Below are 23,504 nucleotides of genomic sequence, written 5' to 3' on the forward strand. Positions count from 1 at the left end.
CGTCTATATTAATACAATAGGAGATTTTTTTATGCCTGTAAAATAATACATACTATTAATCCCCATTTTTTTGTAAGTCTTTTGCAAGACTAGTGGAAAAATCCCTTATTTTTGAGTTTTTCAAGACAATAGGCGGAGTTTCTCCGCTTATTTGGGCTGTTTTTATTAATAATTTCAAAATAAGCGGAATTTTTCCGCCTATTCAATGAAAAATCCCTTATTTTTGAATTTTTCAAGACAATAGGCGGAGTTTCTCCGCTTATTTGGGCTGTTTTTATTAATAATTACGAAATAAGCGGAAATTTTCCGCTTATTAATCTGCTTGGGTGCTCAACCTGATCCCCATCGATCAGCTAGATAAGAGAAACAACTAATTTCTATCATTATCCAATAGCTATTGCCTATTGGTTATAACCTATGCAAAAACCTTTTTCGATAAAAAAGAAGCAAGCGAATTAAATCCGCTTGCTGAACTCTTATCTCTTTTATTTTTCTACCCCTAAACCGCACTACTAACGAAACTATCTTATTTTTTTGCCAGCACTTTCGTTAAAATGCTGTCTGCTGCGGTGATTTCTACGTCTTGATAATAATAGGTGATAATATCTTTGTAGTTTTTCCCTTCCTCTGCCATGCCGTTTGCGCCGTATTGGCTCATGCCGACTCCATGGCCGTACCCTTTTGTATGAATAATAATTTTGTCCCCTTTGCGTTCCCATGTGAAGTCTGTGGATTTTAGTTTGAGGTTTTCTCTGATGTCCCTCCCTTTAATCACTTTGCCATTTATTTCGACGGTACCGACACGCTTGCCAGCCGTTCGTTCGGTTATCTTACCGATTGTGCTGTCATTTGGGAGTTTAACTCCAAGCTTTTCCTCGAATTCAGCAATCGTAAATACTTCTTGACCGCCAAACTTTGGTGATTGAAGATCCCATGGGCTTTCTACACTTTTTAAATAAGGAAGGGGGGTTAGCCATATTGCTTCTGAATTTTCCGTATAGCCATTGCTCGTTGAAAAGAAGCTTGCATCTATTGGCGCATCATTGTATGTGATAATTTGACCACTCGTTTCATTTACAGCTTCTCTAATTTTCTTGATCGCCCAATCATAATCACTCTTGAATGCGACTCTTAATTCGGCTTCATCTTTGTATACTTGGTGATCAATCGTGTCTGTCACAACGGCACCGCCTGGTAGCTCTGATTTATTATCATTTAGCATTTGATTGACAATGTATGTTCTTGCAGCTAATGCCTGTGCCTTTAGAGCTTCCTTCTCAAATTCTCTTGGCATTTCTGAAGCAACGACTCCGACAAGGTATTCTTCAAGTGGAAGGGTAATCGTTTCCTTTTTCTTCATTCGAAAGACTGTAATATCGACTTGTGGACCCGAGGAAGTAACGGTTTGGTCTGCTGGCACCTCTTTCTCCTTCAATCGCTCCCCAAGCTTCCCTGTCGCCTGATCCTCTGTAAAAGGAAGCACTAATAAGGTTGGGATGAGTAGAGTGATAACGAATAAGCATGCGGCTAGTACGATGATAGGTTTGACTTTTGGTATATTCATGATTTAAGCCTCCATAAGAATGTAATTGAAAAACTCCAGGTAGCCCCGTCTCATTCATTCTTATGGGATTGGACAGGCTAATATGACAAGAATTTGCGAGGATTTTGCTTAAAGAGGATGTTCAAACTTCATTTCTGCCTCCGTTTGTTTATCCTCTTGACGTGAACTTCTCGGCTCTTCTTGTCCAACAACACACTTGAAAAATACAAAAACGCATCACCGTCCTAGTCAGAGGTCTGACAGGCTAGGTGATGCGTGATTTTAAAATTATGCATTTAAATCTGTTATATATGATTGTTCATTGACAATAATTTCTTCTTTTTCAGTGATGCGTTCGATGTCTGCACCTAGTGCGGCAAGCTTCTGATGGAAATTTACATAGCCACGGTCTAAATGCTTTAATTCAGTCACACGTGTCACACCATCTGCGACTAATCCAGTTAAAACCAAGGCAGCTGCTGCGCGTAGATCAGTTGCCGCTACTTCAGCACCTTGCAGATTAGACGGACCATTCATGATTACTGAACGTCCTTCAATTTTAATATCGGCATTCATTCGGCGGAATTCTTCCACATGCATGAAACGATTTTCAAATACAGTTTCAGTAATCACACTTGTGCCCTTTGCGTGAAGAAGCAAAGCCATCATCTGTGATTGCATATCTGTTGGGAATCCTGGATGTGGCATTGTTTTAATATCGACTGCCTTTAATTTATCAGGTCCTAACACACGGATCCCTTCAGCTTCTTCGATAAAAACAACACCCATTTCTTCCATTTTCGCGATTAAAGATGTAGAATGCTCAGGAACTGCACCTTGGATAAGTACATCCCCGCCAGTAATTGCAGCAGCAACCATAAAGGTACCTGCTTCAATGCGATCAGGAATAATATGATGCTCTGCACCAAAAAGGACATCAACGCCTTCGATACGAATCGTACCCGTTCCAGCGCCTCTAACCTTTGCACCCATTTTATTCAAGAAATTGGCAAGATCAACAATTTCAGGTTCCTTTGCCACGTTTTCTAGAATCGTTGTTCCTTTTGCAAGGGTAGCAGCCATCATAATATTTTCAGTTGCTCCTACACTTGGGAAATCAAGATAGATCTTAGCTCCCTTTAAGCGACCATCTGGAGCTTCTGCTTCAATAAAACCATTTCCTACTTTAACAGTCGCACCCATTGCTTCAAAGCCCTTTAAGTGCTGATCAATCGGACGAGAACCAATGGCACAGCCACCAGGTAAAGCCACTCGTGCACGGCCATTTCTAGCCAATAATGATCCCATCACTAATACGGATGCACGCATTTTGCGTACATATTCAAAAGGCGCTTCAACACTTAACTCTCGTGATGCATTTACAGTAACGTTATTGTCTTTAAACGCCACTTCGGCATTTAAATAGCGTAACACTTCATTGATTGTATATACATCGGAGAGAGTAGGTACATCACGAATTACGCTTTTTCCATCACTTGCTAATAATGTTGCGGCGATAACCGGTAAGACAGCATTCTTTGCTCCTTCTACTTTAACAGTACCGCTTAGCCTATTGCCGCCGCGGACGATGATTTTTTCCAAAGTGTATTCCCCTCCGCGTCCATTTTCTCTATATTAATATTCAATCGTTATGATGGGTGTGCCAACTACAAGGGTAGTCTCTCCGCCCAATCCCTGATTTCGTATCCCTAGTTGTAAATTCATATCCTGTTCACCTATGTCGACAGCGTCTGAGAACATTGTCGAATAAGCGGAGCTTGAAATAAAGTCATCTTCATTTAATGATTCGATTTCCTTTGCTTGAAAGACAGTTAATAAGTGCTGTATTTCCGTTGACAAACTCCTATTCATTCTATCATTGAATCCGCCTTTGATACAAGAGAAAGTTGTGGGATTCCCCCGAAATATGTCAGATATTCTGTCAGCTGTTTTTTGGCCGATTGTTTGTTCGATTTGCTGATTCCAATCCTGTCCAATTGCCTCATAAATGACATACGTTTCAAATTGACCATTTATGGGGGTAGAAAGAATTTTTATTGTTTCAGTTACATCAGCAAGCTCTAAAACAGCGACAGATTCGAATGGATTCCCCGACCATTCCCAATCAGAAAATTGCGCTTTAAGTTCCTCTGTATATTCGCTAATTTCCTTTTGATTACGAAGACTTTCCATTTTTTCTCTTGCATGTAAAGACCATTCATTGATCATAATATTCTCGTTCTGCAAAATTGCTGCTATTTTCAATAAATCAAGCTCACCATCTGCTTCTATTACTTGATTTCCAATACTTAACAGAATAAAACCGATCATTCCAAATGCTGCTACGATTGTTTTTATCTTTTTCAAGTGTAACTCCTCCCCTTACTACCATTGTTTCCAGTGAGAAGAAGAGCATACTTGGGAAAAGTCGTCACTTTTTGACAAATAGAAAAGTGGAAGCGGCTTGCTCACTCCCGATAAGCATAAGACGGGCTGGATGGAAGGTTGTTCTTTAACCTTCTAGCCAGAACGGCTTATGACTCGAGGGGGTAGCCGCTGGAGCTAGACAGACAAAAGCACAAGCGGCTTGCTCACCCCCAGATAATACTCTAGGTAAGCCGGCCACCTTTTGGCGGGATAGTGCTATTGCGCTAATCTTTAACATTTTGTAAAAATAAGCATAACAAATAGAATTGTACTTAATAATATGATGAATGAAAACATGTACGAAGACCTATATTACATAGAGAGAAATCGACAAAATGGCCAATTTCTACTGTAGAATCATTGGCAGTTGTTGTGACCATAGGAGATAGTCTAAGAAAAAGTTACTTACGGATGAGCCGATCACAATGGATAATAATATGTATAATACTCTCGCTTGAAATACTCTGTTCGGTTTTAAAATTTGATCAATCCGCAATGCTTGCAGCGCCCACCAAGCGAGCGCAATAAAAACAAGATGCGACATAATGCTTATTAATGCCTGTTGTCCAAATCCAGCAATCATGAGCTGACACCCCCTTATTTTGTATATGCTTCATTTTTATATTTAGCTCTGTTGATTTTCGAGCATTCACACACGGAGGATCTTTGCCCAGAAAGCGCAAGAAGCTAAATATAAGCGGAATAATTCCGGTTATTGTAAAAAAAATCGCTTAAAAAGCGAAAATAAGCGGAACAATTCCGGTTAACTGCTCTAAAAAAGGAAAAATCCATCGATTTAGACCAAATAGGCGGAAAAACTCCGCTTATTTTTAGGGAAATAGAAGTATTTCCCAATATAGCCGGAATTTCTCCGCTTATTTTTCAAACATTGTCAAATCAACAGTCAGTTTTAACAGAGTCTTGTATTTAGAAATCGTTAATCCATTCAGTTACTCCAACCATTCCCATAGTAGCATATTTACACCTCAGACAGATAACGAGACCCATTATAAAAAGGAGGGACCCGTATCGCCCCTCCTTCATCATTTAACCCCTTATAGAGAACCCTTTGTTCGAATCATTACTTACTGAAAAAAATCACTAAATTGATTAAAGTTCGTCTGTAGGAAATCGAGTGCAATGTTTGGTGCAACCCCGAAAAGAATCGTTGCGAATAAACAAATTCCAATCACTACGCCAAGTCCTGCAGGAAGCTTGAATTTCACCTGTTCGACTGCTGGTCTAAAGAACATTTGGACCATGACGCCGAAATAGTAGAAATAGGATACAACCGTTGTTGCAATCATGATGGAAACGAGGACATAATGGGATGGCTCTGTGACTAGTGCCCCCATGAATATGTTTAGTTTCCCTATAAATCCGGCTGTTCCTGGAATCCCTGCTAAGGAAAGGATAAAGACAGCCATGGCAATCGCAAGGAATGGCGCTTTCCGATACAAACCAGCGAATTCGCTAATATCTTCAGACCCAGCCTTTTGAGTGACAAGCTGGATAATTGCAAATGCCCCTAGGTTCATAAATAAGTATGCCCCTAGATAAAACCAAAGTGTATCAAATAAGAAGGCCGACATCGAGGTTACGACAACGAGCAGGTAACCAGCCTGTGCGATACTTGAGTAGGCAAATAGGCGTTTGATGTTCTTCTGACGTAATGCAATCACGTTCCCGATAATCATTGTAGCCGCAGCCAAAAATGCGAGATAATCCTGCAGCTTCAAGAGAAGCGGCATCGTGCCAAGTCCTTCTGATGGGATATTGTAAAAAATCACCATCAAAATACGGACAATGAGGATAAATCCAGCTGTTTTCGAAACAACACTTAAGAACGCGGTAACTGGTGTTGCTGCTCCTTGGTACACATCAGGTGCCCACATATGGAATGGAGCCGTTGCTAATTTAAAGGATAGCCCAATGAAAATCATAAAGAAGGCAAGACCTAATAAATAAATATGCTGAGAATCGGTTAACATCACCACATGTCTTGCCATATCAAGCAAGTTGGTTGTCCCAGTTAAGCCGTATACATAACTCATTCCGAATAATGTGAAGGATGTAGAAATCCCTCCATTAATCACATATTTCATTGCCGATTCATTGGACTGGCGATTTTTCTTCCGAATCCCAACAAGAATATAAGAAGAAATGGACAGAAGCTCAAGACCAATAAATAGAGTGATTAAATCACCGCTCGATGACATCATCATCGCACCAAGCAAGGCTGCTAGGAATAAGTAGTAAAATTCCCCTCTATACTCATCCAGCCCTTCCTTCGTTTCGTAGCTTGTTGCAATTAAGAATACGAGCGCTGCCCCAATCAATAACAAAAGCTTGAAGGCGATCGCAAACGAATCTAAGCGGAATGTATCAAATAGAATCGATTCTGGTCCATTGCCAATAAGCGTGACTAATGAAACAAGCGCACCGAGAATTCCTGCTAAACCAAGCCAGCCAAGAAGCTTTCGATTGACCGTCTTTGGCATGAATAAATCTAGTAATGAAAGTAATGTAATTGCACCGAGGATGATGAACTCAGGTGTCATGATGCCCCATTTAAATGATAGTAAAGTTTCGAGATCCATCCTTCATCACCCTCCAATCCCTAACATGATCGTTTCTAGTGTTGATGTGAGTGGCTCTGTAAGTACACTCGGATATACACCAATTAACACAATGATTCCCATTAGAACTAAGGCAGGAATCCATTCTGCACGGCGTATATCAGTTATTCCTGCAAAATCCCGCTGCGTCTTTCCGTACGTAATGCCAAGCACCGCACGCAGAAGATAGACAGCTGTTAAAATAATTCCCAATGCCCCCACAGCTGCAAGAATCGGCATTTCTTTAAATAAGCCGAGGAAAGCCATAAATTCACTGACAAATCCAGACATACCTGGCATTCCTAGTGATGCCATTGCCCCTGCAAGTAAGAACCCTGCTGTAATTGGCATTCCCTTCGCCATGCCGCCAAGGTTTGGAATATTCGACGTTTGGAGACGCTCATAGAATACACCAACAAGGAAGAATAGTAGTGCTGCAATTAATCCATGTGAGACCACTTGGAAAATGGCCCCTTGAATACCTGCTTCATTTAATGCACCCAAGCCAATTAAGACAATTCCCATGTGGGAGATGGATGAATAAGCAAGCACCATTTTGAAATCGATTTGAACAAGTGCTAGAAATGCACCGTATAGTAAATTCACAACACCGAGAACAGCGATAACAACGGCTATCTCTTGGAATTGATCAGGGAAAATTCCCATTCCAAAACGGATAATCCCGTATGCACCAATTTTCAACAGAATCCCGGCGTGAAGCATAACAACAGATGGAGACGCTTGCACGTGGACACGAACCATCCAGCTATGAAGCGGGAAAATCGGGAGCTTAACTCCGAAAGCAATGAGCAAGGCGACAAGCAAGCCCATCTTCGCTCCAGCTGATAACAGTAAATGTTGGCTGTCTGAAGCAATAATGGCTGTTAATCCTTCAATATTCGAAGTGCCTGTGCGAGCAAAAAGCACCATTATGACGATCAATAGGACGGCTGAACCTAATCCATTGTAAATCAAGAAACTAAATGCTGCTTTTTCCTTCTCAAAATACCCCCATTTCCCGATAAGGAAGAAGGTTGGAATAAGCGTGATTTCGAAAAAGATAAAGAATAGAATTAAATTTTCAGCAGCAAATACGCCGAGCATGCCGATTTCTAATAGAAGAAATAGCATGAAGTAGCCTTTCCATTCCTTCTTAATATAAATTGAAGCAATGGCTGCTAGCGTTGAGAGAATCGCTGTTAATACAAGCATCACTAGCGAAAATCCATCAATCCCTAATTCGTATTTAATCGAGAATAAATCGCCTAATGTACTTGGATCACCGAATTGAAACCACTTATACTCCTCTGTGAAGCTTGCTAGCGATGCCCCTGTTCGATATTGAAAAAAGACGACAAGTGACATAAGCAAGGCCGGTAGAGTAGCTAATAATCCAACAATTTTGATCAATGATTCATTTGCCTTTGGAACAAGCAATAAAGCAAGAATACCGAGTAAAGGGGAGAAAACTAAGATGGATAAATAAGCGACGTTCATTTCAAATACCCCCCTGTTACAGTGAATACGACGATTAGAATGGCTACGCCAATAAATGCGACTGTCCCGTATCGCTGGATCTGTCCATTTTGGAACTTGCTTCCTACATGACCTAGACCAGAAACAGCACCTGCAACCCCTTTTACAATGCCTTCTACTAGGAAGGTTTCAATGAAACGAAGAAGCACACTGATTCCCTTTGTTACTTTTAAAATCGTCACCTCATACAATTCATCGATGTAGTACTTATTGTACAAAACATTATATAGTGTGGAAGCACCTAGCCAATCTCGTGCAAGAGATCGCTTGCTGTAAATCAACCATGCAAGGAAAATTCCTAATAATGAGACAATCGTTGCGACAATCATAATCCAAGCCGGACCTTCAATATGTCCATGCCCAAGTGCAGGATTTCCGTCAGTTAACCAATCGCCAAGGAATGTACCGAACCAAGGTGTATTCACATAACCTGCCACTACAGCAAGAACAGCAAGAACAACCATTGGAATCGTCATCACACTTGGTGACTCCTTCACATGCTTCATGTCCGTACGGGACTCCCCTGCGAACACCATGAAGAAAAGGCGGAACATATAAAATGCTGTGAAAAACGCAGCAACAACTGCTAACCAGAACAGAACCGTATTTCCATGTGCCCAGGCAGCAATTAAGATTTCATCCTTACTAAAGAATCCAGAAAATAATGGAACCCCACTGATTGCAAGTGTACCGATTAAGAATAATGGACCTGTTACGCGAAGCTTTTTCCATAATCCGCCCATTTTTTCAATATCCTGTGTGTGTACAGCATGAATGACACTACCTGCTGCAAGGAATAGCAATGCTTTAAAGAAAGCATGTGTCATTAAGTGGAATACACCTGCAACATAGCCCGCTGACCCTAATGCAAGCATCATGTAGCCAAGCTGACTCACTGTTGAAAAGGCAAGCACTCTTTTAATATCTTTTTGAACAAGCCCGATGCTTGCTGCAAAAATAGCAGTAAATGCTCCAACTATCGCAACCGTCATCAATGCTGTCTCACTCGCTGTAAAGAGCGGGAACAGTGAAGCGACTAAGTAGACACCTGCAGCAACCATTGTTGCGGCATGGATTAAAGCAGAAACTGGTGTCGGACCTTCCATTGCATCAGGAAGCCATGTATGAAGCGGGAACTGACCTGATTTCCCCATCGCTCCGATAAAAATTAAAATCGCTGTTAATGTAATCATTGTGGACGAAATAGCCCCTGCTTCTACTGCAGCAAAGATTTCATCATATTCGAAACTTCCAGCTTGCCAGAATAATAGAATCATCCCGATTAATAGGCCAACATCCCCAATACGCGTCATAATGAACGCCTTCTTGGCCGCCCTCTTCGCTTCGTCCTTATAAAAGTAGAAGCCAATTAATAAGAATGAACCTAATCCAACAAGCTCCCAGAAAATATACGTTTGTAGAAGGTTTGGTGAGAGCACCAACCCGAGCATCGCAAAGGTAAATAAGCCGAGATACGCATAATACACATGAATGCGTTCATCACCGTGCATATAACCTTTTGAATAAGTATGTACTAGGAAACTGACGAGCGATACGATCACCAGCATTAACGCATTTAATTGATTCACTTCAAAACCCGCTGTTAACTGAACATCCCCTATCGTTAACCAAACCGACTCTGCCTTATGTGTGGGCGATGTAAATCTTTCAAACAGCACCAACAAGGAATAGACGAATGATGCAAGAGAAAGGAGAATTCCTATATAGGCACTTGCATCCTTCAGCCGTTTGCCGAAAAAGATAAGGAACAAAAACGATAAAAGCGGGAAAAGCGGTATGATCCATGCATTCTCCATCAATATCACAATCCCCTTTTTGAACACGTTTATAGTTTTGTATAGTGAATAGAGTCAACGTGTTAGATTACTAGAGGTGGAAGGTCAGTCGATTACTCGACTTCCTCTTTTTTATGGGTGCCTCTAGTTTTTCAATGTATTCACTTCATCAATATTAACGGTGTTTCGATTACGATATAGGGCGATTAGAATAGCTACGCCAATCGCTACCTCTGCCGCAGCAACAGCCATTACGAAGAGGGCAAAAATCTGACCTGTAATGGAAGGCATGACACCAAATTTACTGAATGCGACTAAGTTTATATTTACTGCATTGAGCATCAATTCAATCGAAATTAAAACAATGATAATGTTTCTCTTCGTTAATGCGCCATACAATCCGATACAGAAAAGGATTAAAGCAAGCGCTAAATAGAGTGAAAGTGGAACTGAACTCATTCCTTTTCCGCCTCCTTCTTATCATCCGACTTTGCCAAGATAATCGCTCCGACAAGTGTTGCCAGTAAGAGGACTGATGTTAATTCAAATGGAATAATGTATTTTGAATAAAGCGCAATCCCAATTTGCTCCGTATTATTCACATGCAAGTCGGCTGCCTCTTGCCCGAAATCAAGATTATAAATCCCGATATAAAAAGCAAAGCCAAAGCCCAGAATGCCAAGGAATAATAGCAGCTTCCGCAAGCGTCCTGTTTTCGGTACATTCGTCTCACTATGACGGGTTAACATAATCCCGAATAGCATAATGATCGTAATTGCACCGGAGTAAATTAAAATTTGTACAGATGCAAGAAATTCAGCTGAAAGCAGGATAAAGATCCCCGCGATACTTACAAATGTGAACACAAGTGCGATGACCATATGGACAACCTTGTTCAGATTTAGTAAGAGCACACCTCCAGCAATTGCAACTAATGCAAGTGACATGAATGCTAATAATTCACCTGAAAACGTCATGGTTTATTCACCTTCCGAACACTCTCGTCATTTTCATCCAGCCACTCAAGGTTTTTAAAGAGCTCATCCCTGCTGTACTCTGCTAATTCAAAGTTGTTTGTCATAATGATCGCTTCTGTTGGACAAACTTCTGTACATAAATCGCATAGAATACAGATTTCAAAGTTAATATCATACGTATCAATGATTTTTCCCTTTTTCGTTGGGTCTGGGTGTTTTTTTCCAGTTAGTTGGATGCAATCGGTCGGACAAATATTCGAACATTGATTACAAACGATACATTTTTCTGGATAAAACTTTTGAATGCCACGAAAGCGGTCTGGCAATGGAAGTGGTTCTTTTGGATATTCATACGTCGGTTTTTCTTTTGTTAAATTTTTAAGGGTATACTTTAGGCCTTTTGCTAATCCAAATCCAAGCATGTTTTTCACCCCTTACGGTTAAAGTAAGCTTTTCAAGCTGCAATTTTTTAGAACAAATTTAAAATTTCCTTGATGATTGCCGTTAAGAAAATATTCGCTAAAGCAATTGGCAAGAGGATCTTCCAGGCAAACTCCATTAATTTATCTGCCCGAATACGCGGGAACGTACTACGGAACCAGAGTAATAGGAAAAACACGCACATGAACTTAAGCGCAAACCAGACAGCTCCTGGAATAAAGCCTAGGAATGAGAACAGCGGATGCCACCCACCTAGAAATAGAACAGTCGTTAATGATGCCATTGCAAAAATATACACATATTCTGCAAGCATGAACATCGCCCAGCGGAATCCAGAGTATTCAACATGGAAACCTGCAACAAGCTCATTCTCGGCTTCTGGAAGGTCAAATGGCACACGATTTAACTCCGCAACAGATGCAATCAAGAAAATAATGAAAGCAACCGGCTGAAGAACGATGTACCAAACATTTTCTTGAGCAGCGACAATATCATTTAAGTTTAAGCTGCCAGTTAAAAGGACAATTCCGATGACTGACATAACTAATGGAATTTCATAGGAAATCATTTGTGCTGCTGCACGCATCCCACCGAGGAGGGCATACTTATTGTTGGATGCCCATCCACCTGTCAACATACCAATTGTCGTCAATCCTGAAATGGCCACATAGTAAAGCAAGCCAACACCAAGATCTGCAAATTGGAACTTATCTGTAAATGGAATAGCTGCCATTACAATAAAGGATGGTGCGAATGCAATCACAGGTGCAATAATAAATAATGGTTTATCTGCAAGCTTTGGGATTGTATCTTCTTTTAGAAGAAGCTTTAAAACGTCCGCTACAGTCTGCAGTAATCCCCAGCGTCCACCGACCTGGTTCGGCCCTTGACGGAGCTGCATAAATCCCATAACCTTCCGTTCTGCCAAGATTGCATATGTAACAAATCCTAAAATAACGAATAGTAGAACGACTGCGAGTAAAAAGAAGATCCCAAAGTTTAAGATCCCCGCCTGGGAATGCAATAACTCTTCGACCATTAGCCATCCACCTCCCCTAGGATAATATCAACTGCTCCTAGTATGGAAATTAAGTTTGAAATTGTCTCTCCCTCAAGTAGCTTAGGGAGAATTTGAAGATTATAGAATGATGGTCTTCTAAATTTCAGGCGATATGGTTCTTTCTTGCCATCACTAGCAATATAACAGCCAATTTCTCCACGAGGGGACTCGATTCGAACAAAAGCCTCCCCTTTTGGCGCTTTAATAATCTTCGGCACTTTAGCTAGAATCGCTCCTTCTGCCGGGAACTGTTCACATGCCTGTTCTAAAATTTTCAATGATTCTTCAATTTCATCTAAGCGCACATGATAGCGTGCCCATGCATCCCCTGTTTCACGGACAGGAACATCAAAATCAAAGCGGTCATATATCGAATATGGCTCATCTTTCCGAAGATCCCATTTCACACCTGTACAGCGGAGATTGGCTCCACTTAGCGAATAGTTCAGCGCATCCTCTTTCGTATATGTGCCAACACCGATTACACGATTCGTAAATATCTCGTTGCCTGTCACGAGTGAGTGATAGCCTTTTAATTGCTCACGCATGTAAGGAACGAATTCTCTTACTTTGTCTACCCAGCCTTCTGGTGCATCCCATTTGACGCCACCAACACGCATATAGTTAAAAGTCAGACGAGCGCCAGAAAGTTCATTTAGTAGATTAATAATACTTTCCCTTTCACGGAATGCATAAAGGAGTGGACTTGTTGCCCCAAGGTCAAGCAAGAACGTTCCAAACCATACGAGATGACTAGCTACTCGACCGAGCTCCATCGCAATTACTCGTAGATATTCCGCACGTTCAGGCACTTGAATATCCATCATCGTTTCGACCGCATGACAGATCACATAGTTATTCGTCATTGCTGATACATAGTCCATTCGGTCTGTATAAGGAATGATTTGTGTATATTGAAGATCTTCAGCCAATTTTTCTGTTCCGCGGTGAAGGTAGCCGATGACTGGCTTTGCTTCTACAATGGTTTCCCCATCAATTTTTAAGACGAGGCGAAAAACACCGTGCGTACTTGGATGCTGAGGTCCTACGTTCAAAAGCATTTCTTCTGTTCGCAACATCTGTTACACCTCCACATCATACGGTTCATAGTCTTTTCTAAGTGGATGACCAACCCAGTCTTCACCGAGCATGATGCGGTGTAAGTTCGGGTGATTTGTAAACTTAATTCCTAGCAAATCATATGCTTCACATTCAGGCCAGTTTGCCCCTGCCCATAGTGGCTCTAATGAGTCAATAACTGGCTCATCGCGGTCAAGCTTCACCTTTAATGCGACTGATTGACTGTTTTTAAAGGAATAGAGGTGCACATACACTTCCATATGTGTCTCAAAGTCCGAGCCATGCAATTCTGATAAGTAATCAAAGCCTAACTGCTCATTATATTTCAAAAACTCTGCCATTTTAAAATAGCTTTCTGGCTTTGCGATGATTGTTGGAACATCTTTAGAAAGTCTATTAATATAGGAATCTTCGATTAGATCCTTGCCAAGATGCTCTTCAATAACTTTCATATATTTATCTAGATATGGTTGATTTGGTGATGGCTTTTCTTCTACTGGATCAGCCTTCGCACTTCCCCCACCTGCTTTTGCTTTCGCGGCAGCGGCTGCGGCGGCCTTTGCCTTGGCTGCTGCGATTGCTTTCGCCTTTGCATCGTCACCTGCTCCGCCTCCTGCATTTGCAGCGGCTTTCGCTTTAGCTGCAGCGGCAGCTTTTGCTTTTGCAGCGGCAATCGCCTTCGCCTTTTCGTCATCTCCCGCTCCACCCGCTTGTTTTGCTAGTGCAGCTGCTTTTGCCTTTGCGGCAGCAGCGGCCTTTGCTTTTGCGGCTGCGGCAGCTTTTTGTTTAGCTGCATCAAGGTCTTCTGGTGCGCCTTCCTCTTTAGCATCAGCTTGTTCCTTTGCCTTCATTTTTGCTAGTGCGGCGGCCTTTGCTTTCGCGGCGGCAGCGGCTTTTTGCTTGGCTGCATCAAGGTCTTCTGGTACGCCTTCCTCTTTGGCATCAGCTTGTTCCTTTGCCTTCATTTTTGCTAGTGCGGCGGCCTTTGCTTTCGCGGCGGCAGCAGCTTTTTGCTTGGCTGCATCAAGGTCTTCTGGTACGCCTTCTTCTTGGGCATCAGCTTGTTCCTTTGCCTTCATTTTTGCTAGTGCGGCGGCCTTTGCTTTCGCGGCTGCAGCAGCTTTTTGCTTTGCGATATCAAGGTCTTCGGATTGGCTTTCTTCCTGGGCCTCTCCTTGCTCTTTTGCCTTCATTTTTGCTAGTGCGGCAGCCTTTGCTTTCGCGGCTGCTTCTTTCTTTAGTTGGTCTAAGTCTTTTTCCCCGCTCATAGGTTAGATCACCTTCTTCCCAGTCTTAGCCTCGTAACGGATCTTTTCTTTTAATTTATTTATTCCATAGATTAATGCAGCTGGATTTGGAGGGCATCCAGGTATGTATACATCAACGGGTACGAGTTGATCGACCCCTTTTACAACTGAATAGGACTTCACATAAGGACCTCCTGCCGTCGCACAAGAACCCATCGCAATAACCCATTTCGGTTCTGGCATTTGATCATACAATCTGCGGAGAATGGGTGCCATTTTCTTCGTAACAGTACCTGAAACGATCATTACATCTGATTGGCGAGGGGAGTTACGATAGAATGTACCAAAACGTTCTAAATCATAGTGCGCATTACTTGCTTGCATCATCTCAATCGCACAACATGCTAGACCGAAAGTCATCGGCCATAGCGAATTACTACGTGACCAAGCTTTAATTTGTTCTAGAGTTGACATAAATACCGTTCTTTGAATTTCCTTCATATCTTCTTCTGGGATGTTTTCCAACTTTAGATCCATTTCAACACCTTCTTCTTCCAAGCATAAATAAGCCCGATGACAAGCATAAATACAAAAATCATCATTTCGATTAATGCAAAGATTCCGAGTTTTTCGTACGCAACTGCCCAAGGATACAAAAAGACCGTCTCCACATCAAAAATAACAAACATTAGTGCAAAGATATAATAGCGAACATTGAACTGCACCCTGGAATCACCGATTGGATCGAGTCCGCTCTCATATGTGGTGTACTTCTCTTTAATCGGTTTATACGGACGTAAGAGCTTTCCGATAAACAGTGCCACCACTGGCAATAAAATCCCCAGACATAGGAATACAAACACGATCAAATAGTTATTTTGATATAAATTTAGCATTTCCATGTCTATCCCCTCCAATGTTGTAAAATTTTCAATTCTTCAATATTTGTAACCGTAACCATTATAGCACTCTTCCATTTTTGTGTCGACAAACCCTAGTATATTATTGGAAAATCCTTCGCCTGTCAAATAATGAGTATTTTAGCACCTACAAGATTGCTTGAAAATAGTGAAGTTTCACAGAATCTAAGGAAGCAGAAATTGAGAAGACTTATACGCATGTTCTTCATTTCTGACCCTAAAATCCTTCCCTTTTTCACCATCATAATTTAGCAGCACTACTTAATTTACCATTTTTATTACATCTCATAGATAAACATACTTGTGAACAGATTCCTTTAGAACGAACTAGAATAATCGACGTTTATGCCCTCCTATTTCATTTACTATTAAAATTGATAACCACCCATTTGTCAGTGAGAAATGTCAACAAATGTTCATAATTTTTCACGATAATCCGAACACGTAAAACTTCCAATTATTTTTGACTTAAGAGGTTGTTTTTGAAGTTGATCAGCGTAAGGTATATGCTTTTTGTTATCATCTTTCGTATGATGGACACTTGGAGCGGGTTCTTTCTCGCTTTTGTTCATCATCTCTCGCATGATGGACACTCTGATCGGATTCCTTTTCGCTTTTGTCCATCATCTCTCGCATGATGGACACTTGGAGCGGGTTCTTTTTCGCTTTTGTTCATCATCTCTCCAATGATGGACACTTGGAGCGGATTCTTTCTCTCTTTTGTCCATCATCTCTCCTATGATGAACACTTGGAGCGGATTCCTTTTCGCTTTTGTCCATCATCTCTCCTATGATGGACACTTGGAGCGGGTTTTTTCTCGCTTTTGTTCATCAACTCTCGCATGATGGACACTCTGATCGGATTCATTTTCGCTTTTGTCCATCATCACTCGCATGATGGACACTTGGAGCGAGTTCTTTTTCGCTTTTGTTCATCATCTCTCCACCTGCTAAACTCTTTACTAGATCAATTTCTTTCATTACAGTATTTCTGAGAAAAACAAAAACACCCCCCAGTAACTGGGAGGTGTCGTATATTCTTACAAATGTTTTTCCGAAACAGTAATACGGTTAACCGCACGTTGTAATGCAAGCTCGGCACGTTTGAAGTCTATATTCTCACGCTTTTGTTCATGCAGGCGTTGTTCGGCACGCTCTTTCGCACGGATGGCACGCTCAATATCGATTTCGTCTGCTTCTTCTGCAGATTGCGCTAAAATCGTTACTTGTTCTGAACGAACTTCAACAAAGCCGCCGCTTACTGCTACGAAATCCGTTTTGCCTTCTTTGTTTAAACGGACAGCTCCAATCTGTAACGGTGCAACCATTGGTATATGTCCTGGTAAAATCCCTAGTTCCCCGCTCTGAGTCCTAGCGATTACCATTTCCACATCCGATTCATACACCGGGCCATCGGGAGTAACAACACTGACTTTGATCGTCTTCATTTTTTACCCTCCTGGTCCCTAGATTAGACTTCTACTCCCATGCGTTTAGCATTCTCGATCACGTCTTCAATACGACCAACTAGACGGAAAGCATCCTCTGGAAGATGGTCATATTTCCCTTCAAGGATTTCCTTGAAGCCTTTAACTGTTTCTTTAACAGGTACGTATGATCCTTGCTGACCAGTGAATTGTTCAGCAACGTGGAAGTTTTGTGATAAGAATACTTGGATACGACGCGCACGGGCAACAACAAGCTTATCTTCGTCAGAAAGCTCATCCATACCTAGGATTGCGATAATATCTTGTAATTCTCTATATTTTTGTAATGTAGATTGTACATCACGAGCTACTTGATAGTGTTCTTCTCCAACGATTTCTGGTGACAATGCACGAGAAGTAGAAGCAAGTGGATCCACCGCAGGATAGATACCCATCTCTGAAAGCTTACGCTCAAGGTTTGTTGTTGCATCTAAGTGAGCGAAAGTTGTCGCTGGAGCCGGATCCGTATAGTCATCGGCTGGTACGTAAATTGCTTGGATTGAAGTAACAGAACCTACGTTAGTAGATGTGATACGCTCTTGTAATTTACCCATTTCTGTTGCAAGAGTCGGTTGGTAACCAACGGCAGAAGGCATACGGCCTAGTAGCGCTGATACTTCCGAACCTGCTTGAGTGAAACGGAAAATATTATCCATGAAGAAAAGAACGTCCTGTCCTTGGTCATCACGGAAATATTCTGCCATTGTCAAACCAGTTAAAGCAACACGCATACGTGCGCCTGGTGGCTCATTCATTTGACCGAATACCATTGCTGTTTTCTTGATAACGCCTGAATCAGTCATTTCATGATAAAGGTCATTACCTTCACGTGTACGTTCACCTACACCAGCAAATACGGAAATACCGCCGTGTTCTTGAGCGATGTTATTGATTAATTCCTGGATTAATACAGTTTTACCTACACCGGCACCGCCGAATAGACCAATTTTTCCACCTTTAATGTATGGAGCAAGTAAGTCTACTACTTTAATTCCAGTTTCAAGAATTTCTACTTCTGTTGAAAGTTGCTCAAAGTTAGGTGCTTCTCGGTGAATCGAGTCACGGCGAGTACCTGCTTCAATTGCAGGATCCAAGTCGATTGTTTCACCTAGTACGTTAAATACGCGACCAAGAGTCACATCACCTACAGGTACAGAAATTGGTGCACCAGTGTCAACTACTTCACTTCCGCGCTGTAAGCCGTCAGTTGAAGACATTGCAATAGTACGAACAGTATCATCACCTAAATGAAGGGCAACTTCAAGGGTTAAGTTGATGTCAACTTCAGATTCATTACGCGCTTGATTTGCGATTGTTAAGGCATTATAGATCTCAGGAAGTTGTCCGCTTTCGAACTGTACGTCAACAACTGGACCCATAACCTGAAGAACGCGTCCTTTGTTCATCTTTTTCCCTCCTAATAAGAAATGCGTAAGCGCCTTGCTCACCCTCAGGCAGAGCATAAGACAAGCCTCCCTAAAAGATGTTCTTTATCTTTTTTGGAAGGATTGGCTTGTGACCTCGAGAGGGTAGACGCCGAAGCTAGATAGTGATCTAACTTCAAAGGTTTATTTTCATATGCAAAGAAGACTATTATTCTAAGGCAGCTGCTCCACCGACAATTTCGGTGATTTCTTGAGTAATTGCTGCTTGACGTGCACGGTTGTAGCTTAAGCTGAGTGAATTGATAAGATCAGTGGCATTATCAGTTGCACTCTTCATCGCCGTCATAACTGCAGCATGTTCACTTGCCTTACTATCTAAAAGTGCTCCATAAATTAAGCTTTCAGCATATTGAGGAAGCAATACTTCCAAAATATCTTCAGCAGACGGTTCAAATTCATAAGATGTTAGCTTTGAAGAAGTTGAGATGTCCGTAAGCGGAAGAAGCTTCTTCACTGTTACATCCTGCTGAATCGCGCTGACATAATGGCTGTAATACAGATGCACTTCATCAAATGTTTCATCTGAGTACATGCCAACTGCTTTACTAGCAATATCCTTGATTTCTGCAAATGCAGGCTGATCGGCAACGCCGACAATATCAAGAATGACGTTCATATTACGTTTTTTGAAAAAGTCACGGCCTTTACGTCCGATTGCAATGATTGCATATTCTTCACTAGACTTATGACGCTTTTCAATTGTTTGGTACACCGCTCGTAGAATATTACTGTTATATCCTCCACAAAGACCACGGTCTGAAGTAATGACAATATAGCCCGTCTTTTTCACAGGACGGCTCGTAAGCATTGGATGGCCAACATCCTTACTTCCAGCTGCGATAGAGGCAGTAACTTCTTGGATTTTCTCCATATAAGGAACAAATGATTTTGCATTGGCTTCTGCACGATTCATTTTCGCAGCAGATACCATTTGCATCGCATTTGTGATTTGACTCGTTTTCTTCGTAGAAGTAATCCGATTTTTTATATCGCGTAATGATGCCACAGGTTCTCACCACCCTTTTTCAAAGAATGTCGGGCTAAGCCGCGTCCAATGGACACCGCCGCCTTACTTAATGTTAGACTGAATAATAGAAAAATGAGTTTTCTAGAAAGATATGAGGGGGAAATCGGCAAGAAGCCGATTTCCATCCATCTAATCAATCTAGCATAGGCTCATTCTTAGTTTTCAGATGCTGCGAATGTTTTCTTAAAGTCGTTAATTGCAGCAGCCATATCGTCATCAGCAGGAAGTTCTTTTGTTGTAGCGATATGGTCTAACAAATCTTTGCGGTTATGGTCTAACCATGAAAGGAACTCAGATTCGAAACGACGGATATCCTGTACAGGAACGTCATCTAAGAAGCCGCGAGTAAGTGCATATAGAATAGCTACTTGCTTCTCAACTTTTAACGGCTTATTTAGATCCTGTTTAAGAACCTCTACTGTACGTGCACCACGATCTAATTTTGCTTTTGTTTGTTTATCAAGGTCTGAACCGAATTGAGCAAATGATTCTAATTCACGGTATGAAGCAAGGTCAAGACGTAATGTACCTGCTACCTTTTTCATCGCTTTAATTTGAGCGGATCCACCTACACGTGATACAGAAAGACCTGGGTTGATCGCTGGGCGAACACCTGAGAAGAATAGATCTGACTGTAAGAAAATTTGTCCATCAGTAATCGAAATTACGTTTGTTGGGATATAAGCAGAAACGTCGCCTGCTTGTGTTTCGATAAATGGCAATGCTGTGATTGAACCAGCACCTTTAGCGTCACTTAACTTTGCAGCACGCTCTAAAAGACGGCTGTGTAAGTAGAATACATCCCCTGGATATGCTTCACGACCTGGAGGACGACGTAGTAGCAATGATAATTCACGGTAAGCTGCTGCTTGTTTCGTTAAATCATCATATACGACTAGAACGTGCTTGCCGTTCACCATAAATTCTTCTCCCATTGACACACCCGCATATGGTGCTAAGTATAACAATGGAGCAGGTTGTGATGCAGAAGCTGTTACGACAATTGTATATTCCATTGCACCGTTTTTACGTAAAGTTTCAACAAGTCCACGAACTGTTGATTCTTTTTGTCCGATTGCAACATAAATACAAATCATGTCTTGACCTTTTTGGTTCAAGATTGTATCGATTGCTACTGATGTTTTACCTGTTTGACGGTCACCGATGATTAATTCACGTTGACCACGTCCGATTGGCACAAGTGCATCAATCGCTTTAATACCCGTTTGAAGTGGCTCATGAACCGATTTACGATCCATAACTCCGAAAGCTGGGCTTTCAATTGGGCGAGTTTTTGTTGTATTAATTGGACCCATGCCATCCACAGGTTGTCCAAGTGGGTTTACGACACGACCGATTAGTTCTTCCCCAACAGGAACCTCCATGATGCGGCCCGTACGGCGTACTTCATCGCCTTCACGGATTTCCGTATATGGTCCTAAAATGATGATACCGACGTTATTTTCTTCAAGGTTTTGCGCCATACCCATAACGCCATTTGAAAATTCAAGAAGCTCTCCAGCCATGACATTGTCGAGGCCATGAGCACGAGCGATACCGTCACCAATTTGGATAACCGTACCTACATCACTCACTTGAATTTCCGACTGATAGTTTTCAATTTGCTTTTTTATCAGCGCACTAATTTCTTCAGCATTGATGCTCATGAGTTTCACCCCTATCTACAAATCTTATCCTAATAATTGACGCTCTAGACGATCGAGCTTTCCGCGCAAGCTGCCATCGAAAATTCTGTTTCCGATTCGAAGCTTGATGCCGCCGAGTAAATTCGTGTCTACGATATTGTCAATTCGAAGTGATTTCTTGCCAACCTTTGCTGCAAATGATGCTGATAACGCTTCACATTCAACTTCCGTTAAGGGACGAATGGAATAGACCTTTGCTTCCGCAATGCCTCTTGCATCGTTTGCTAAGCTGATAAAATGATCTGCCACACTAGAAATTTCATCTTCACGATGGCGTTCAATTAATATCAATAACGTGTTTAATACATACGTATTAACAGCTGTTGCAAATGCACTCTTTACAATCTCCTGCTTTTTCTCAATGGAAAGCTTAGGGGATTTTAAAATCGCATGTAAGTCTGCATTTTGGTTCATTATTTCTTTCACTGCACGAAGCTCTTCTTCCATTTGGTCAAGAAGCTGATGCTCATTTGCAAGACGGAAAAGAGCTACCGCATAGCGCTTAGCTACTATTGAGCCCGTCATCGCCCTTCTCCTGCCTCTTGGATATATTCGTTAATAAGTTTCTCTTGATCTTCTGAACTTAATTCCTTCTCAATGACTTTAGAAGCAATAAGTACAGATAGTGAAGCCACTTGTTCGCGAATAGCCGCAACTGCATGTTCTTTCTGCTGCTCGATTTCAAGCTTAGCAGATTCTTTCATGCGCTCAGATTCTTCGTGAGCTACCTTCGTAATCTCTTGACGCTGAACATCTGCCTGCTTTTTAGCGTTTTCAATTAATAATTGCGCTTCAGAACGCGCTTCCTTTAAAAGTTCACGCTGCTCATCAAGATATGTGATTGCCTCTTTACGGCTTTTTTCTGCTTCTTCTATTTCACTTGCAACATACTCTTCACGCTGCTTCATTACGCCCATTAATGGACCCCAAGCAAGCTTCTTTACTAATAGAAGCAAGAGTGCAAATGTGAATATTGTAAAAATGATATCTCCACCATTAAAAGCACCAGCTGATGCTCCTAATGCATAACTATTTATAAGCACGACGGATTTCACTCCCTTCAGATATCTTCACTTAAGGAAATCATCTATTTATCTGTTTCTATCATTAGAAATGACTAAATTTCAAAAATTCAGGCATAAAGGAATGGCGAAGGTTCCTTTAGACAATCTTCGCCATTTTTTACTATTATGCCAATTATTGACCCATTACCATAAACGCAATTACAACGGCCATGATTGGAATCGCCTCTACGAAAGCTACCCCGATGAACATTGTTGATTGAAGCATACCTCTAGCTTCTGGTTGACGAGCCATTCCTTCAACTGTACGTGAAACGATCATACCGTTACCTAAACCTGCACCTAATGCTGCTAAACCAATTGCGATTGCTGCTGCTATTGCACCCATTTGTATTTCCTCCTTGATATTGTTTGTTATTTTTTTGTTCAATTAGTTTGAACATGAATATATTAATGGTCATGATTTACTTTATGAGAAATATAGACCATTGCTAATAGAGTAAAAATAAATGCTTGGATGGAACCGATAAATACGGAGAATCCTTGCCATACAACTGTTAACGGGATTGCCATTAGAGTTCCCCACCATGTTGAGAATGCTAATGATCCAGCTAATAGTGATAATAAAATCTCACCTGCATAAATGTTACCGTAAAGACGAAGACCAAGTGTTAAGGTATTTGAAAATTCCTCAACGATTTTTAGTGGGAACATAAAGGCTTTCGGTTTAAAGAAATCCTTTCCGTATCCCCCAACCCCTTTAAGCTTTACACCATAATAATGTGAAAGACCTACAACCATAGCTGCAAGGGTTAGTGTTACAGCAGGATCAGCTGTCGGTGATTTCCACCAAAGTTCATGACCAACAACTACAGCGAATGGAAGTCCTAACATATTGGATACAAAGATAAACATGATAAGGGTTACCCCTAAAACATGGAATCTACCTCCAGTCTTCCAATCCATTGAACTATTAATAATGTTTCTTACAAAATCCATAACCCATTCGATAAAATTCTGTTTTCCAGTTGGTTTCATTGAAAGGTTACGAGTACAAACTACTGCAATAATTAATACAATAATACTAGCTACAGTAATCATGAGTACGTTGGATAAGTTAAACCAAAGACCCATGAACTCGTACATAGGAGCTTCATGATTCAAATATTTTC

Annotated in this window: 23 protein-coding genes; all 23 read right to left on the minus strand. The window is 41.3% G+C overall.

The window, feature by feature from the left end:
* Positions 1 to 526 precede the first annotated feature (526 nt).
* Entirely contained in the window at positions 527 to 1,558 is a 1,032-nt protein-coding gene (gene spoIID / locus J2Z40_RS17405; RefSeq protein ID WP_066399599.1) for a stage II sporulation protein D, read from the minus strand.
* A gap of 273 nt (positions 1,559 to 1,831) precedes the next feature.
* On the minus strand, positions 1,832 to 3,145 hold the full coding sequence (gene murA, locus J2Z40_RS17410) for a UDP-N-acetylglucosamine 1-carboxyvinyltransferase (RefSeq protein WP_066398207.1): 1,314 nt from the start codon (positions 3,143 to 3,145) through the stop codon (positions 1,832 to 1,834).
* A 33-nt stretch (positions 3,146 to 3,178) separates the two neighbouring features.
* Positions 3,179 to 3,910: a YwmB family TATA-box binding protein gene (locus J2Z40_RS17415; protein ID WP_066398209.1), complete on the minus strand. Its 732-nt coding sequence runs from the start codon at positions 3,908 to 3,910 to the stop codon at positions 3,179 to 3,181.
* Between the two features lie 406 nt (positions 3,911 to 4,316).
* Positions 4,317 to 4,553 (minus strand): DUF1146 family protein, encoded by a 237-nt coding sequence (locus tag J2Z40_RS17420; protein ID WP_066398211.1) that lies wholly within the window; start codon positions 4,551 to 4,553, stop codon positions 4,317 to 4,319.
* 502 nt (positions 4,554 to 5,055) lie between these two features.
* On the minus strand, positions 5,056 to 6,570 hold the full coding sequence (gene nuoN, locus J2Z40_RS17425; RefSeq protein WP_066398213.1) for an NADH-quinone oxidoreductase subunit NuoN: 1,515 nt from the start codon (positions 6,568 to 6,570) through the stop codon (positions 5,056 to 5,058).
* 6 nt (positions 6,571 to 6,576) lie between these two features.
* Complete coding sequence (locus J2Z40_RS17430) at positions 6,577 to 8,085, minus strand: complex I subunit 4 family protein (protein WP_066398215.1); 1,509 nt, start codon at positions 8,083 to 8,085, stop codon at positions 6,577 to 6,579.
* On the minus strand, positions 8,082 to 9,944 hold the full coding sequence (nuoL, locus tag J2Z40_RS17435; protein WP_066398217.1) for an NADH-quinone oxidoreductase subunit L: 1,863 nt from the start codon (positions 9,942 to 9,944) through the stop codon (positions 8,082 to 8,084). The genes J2Z40_RS17430 and nuoL overlap by 4 nt, the downstream gene beginning before the upstream one ends.
* Before the next feature lie 120 nt (positions 9,945 to 10,064).
* Positions 10,065 to 10,379, minus strand: a complete 315-nt coding sequence (nuoK, locus tag J2Z40_RS17440; RefSeq protein ID WP_066398219.1) for an NADH-quinone oxidoreductase subunit NuoK — start codon at positions 10,377 to 10,379, stop codon at positions 10,065 to 10,067.
* Positions 10,376 to 10,897, minus strand: coding sequence for an NADH-quinone oxidoreductase subunit J (locus tag J2Z40_RS17445; RefSeq protein ID WP_066398221.1), 522 nt, complete (start codon positions 10,895 to 10,897; stop codon positions 10,376 to 10,378). The genes nuoK and J2Z40_RS17445 overlap by 4 nt, the downstream gene beginning before the upstream one ends.
* Positions 10,894 to 11,319 (minus strand): NADH-quinone oxidoreductase subunit NuoI, encoded by a 426-nt coding sequence (gene nuoI, locus J2Z40_RS17450; RefSeq protein WP_066398224.1) that lies wholly within the window; start codon positions 11,317 to 11,319, stop codon positions 10,894 to 10,896. The genes J2Z40_RS17445 and nuoI overlap by 4 nt, the downstream gene beginning before the upstream one ends.
* 47 nt (positions 11,320 to 11,366) lie before the next feature.
* Positions 11,367 to 12,377 (minus strand): NADH-quinone oxidoreductase subunit NuoH, encoded by a 1,011-nt coding sequence (gene nuoH, locus J2Z40_RS17455; RefSeq protein WP_066398226.1) that lies wholly within the window; start codon positions 12,375 to 12,377, stop codon positions 11,367 to 11,369.
* Positions 12,377 to 13,477 carry an NADH-quinone oxidoreductase subunit D gene (locus J2Z40_RS17460; RefSeq protein ID WP_066398228.1) on the minus strand — a complete coding sequence of 367 codons (1,101 nt, stop codon included), beginning with the start codon at positions 13,475 to 13,477 and terminating at the stop codon, positions 12,377 to 12,379. The genes nuoH and J2Z40_RS17460 overlap by 1 nt, the downstream gene beginning before the upstream one ends.
* 3 nt (positions 13,478 to 13,480) lie before the next feature.
* Positions 13,481 to 14,746: an NADH-quinone oxidoreductase subunit C gene (locus tag J2Z40_RS17465; protein ID WP_066398234.1), complete on the minus strand. Its 1,266-nt coding sequence runs from the start codon at positions 14,744 to 14,746 to the stop codon at positions 13,481 to 13,483.
* 3 nt (positions 14,747 to 14,749) lie between these two features.
* Complete coding sequence (locus J2Z40_RS17470; protein WP_066398236.1) at positions 14,750 to 15,262, minus strand: NuoB/complex I 20 kDa subunit family protein; 513 nt, start codon at positions 15,260 to 15,262, stop codon at positions 14,750 to 14,752.
* Positions 15,253 to 15,627 carry an NADH-quinone oxidoreductase subunit A gene (locus J2Z40_RS17475; RefSeq protein WP_066398238.1) on the minus strand — a complete coding sequence of 125 codons (375 nt, stop codon included), beginning with the start codon at positions 15,625 to 15,627 and terminating at the stop codon, positions 15,253 to 15,255. Before J2Z40_RS17475 ends, J2Z40_RS17470 begins: the two co-directional genes overlap by 10 nt.
* A 1,058-nt stretch (positions 15,628 to 16,685) precedes the next feature.
* Positions 16,686 to 17,093: a F0F1 ATP synthase subunit epsilon gene (locus J2Z40_RS17480; protein ID WP_066398240.1), complete on the minus strand. Its 408-nt coding sequence runs from the start codon at positions 17,091 to 17,093 to the stop codon at positions 16,686 to 16,688.
* A 23-nt stretch (positions 17,094 to 17,116) separates the two neighbouring features.
* Entirely contained in the window at positions 17,117 to 18,538 is a 1,422-nt protein-coding gene (gene atpD, locus J2Z40_RS17485; RefSeq protein ID WP_066398242.1) for a F0F1 ATP synthase subunit beta, read from the minus strand.
* 187 nt (positions 18,539 to 18,725) lie between these two features.
* Positions 18,726 to 19,583: a F0F1 ATP synthase subunit gamma gene (locus tag J2Z40_RS17490; RefSeq protein ID WP_066398244.1), complete on the minus strand. Its 858-nt coding sequence runs from the start codon at positions 19,581 to 19,583 to the stop codon at positions 18,726 to 18,728.
* A gap of 176 nt (positions 19,584 to 19,759) precedes the next feature.
* Positions 19,760 to 21,271, minus strand: a complete 1,512-nt coding sequence (gene atpA / locus J2Z40_RS17495; RefSeq protein WP_066398246.1) for a F0F1 ATP synthase subunit alpha — start codon at positions 21,269 to 21,271, stop codon at positions 19,760 to 19,762.
* 24 nt (positions 21,272 to 21,295) lie between these two features.
* Positions 21,296 to 21,835, minus strand: coding sequence for a F0F1 ATP synthase subunit delta (locus J2Z40_RS17500; protein WP_066398247.1), 540 nt, complete (start codon positions 21,833 to 21,835; stop codon positions 21,296 to 21,298).
* Entirely contained in the window at positions 21,832 to 22,353 is a 522-nt protein-coding gene (atpF, locus tag J2Z40_RS17505) for a F0F1 ATP synthase subunit B (protein ID WP_066398248.1), read from the minus strand. Before atpF ends, J2Z40_RS17500 begins: the two co-directional genes overlap by 4 nt.
* 154 nt (positions 22,354 to 22,507) lie before the next feature.
* A complete protein-coding gene (atpE, locus tag J2Z40_RS17510) occupies positions 22,508 to 22,720 on the minus strand; it encodes a F0F1 ATP synthase subunit C (RefSeq protein WP_066398251.1) in 213 nt (70 codons plus the stop codon).
* A gap of 62 nt (positions 22,721 to 22,782) precedes the next feature.
* On the minus strand, positions 22,783 to 23,496 hold the full coding sequence (gene atpB / locus J2Z40_RS17515; protein WP_066398254.1) for a F0F1 ATP synthase subunit A: 714 nt from the start codon (positions 23,494 to 23,496) through the stop codon (positions 22,783 to 22,785).
* Positions 23,497 to 23,504 lie beyond the last annotated feature (8 nt).

Origin of the sequence: Cytobacillus eiseniae (assembly GCF_017874625.1) — a bacterium.
Classification (GTDB): Bacteria; Bacillota; Bacilli; order Bacillales; family Cytobacillaceae; genus Cytobacillus; species Cytobacillus eiseniae.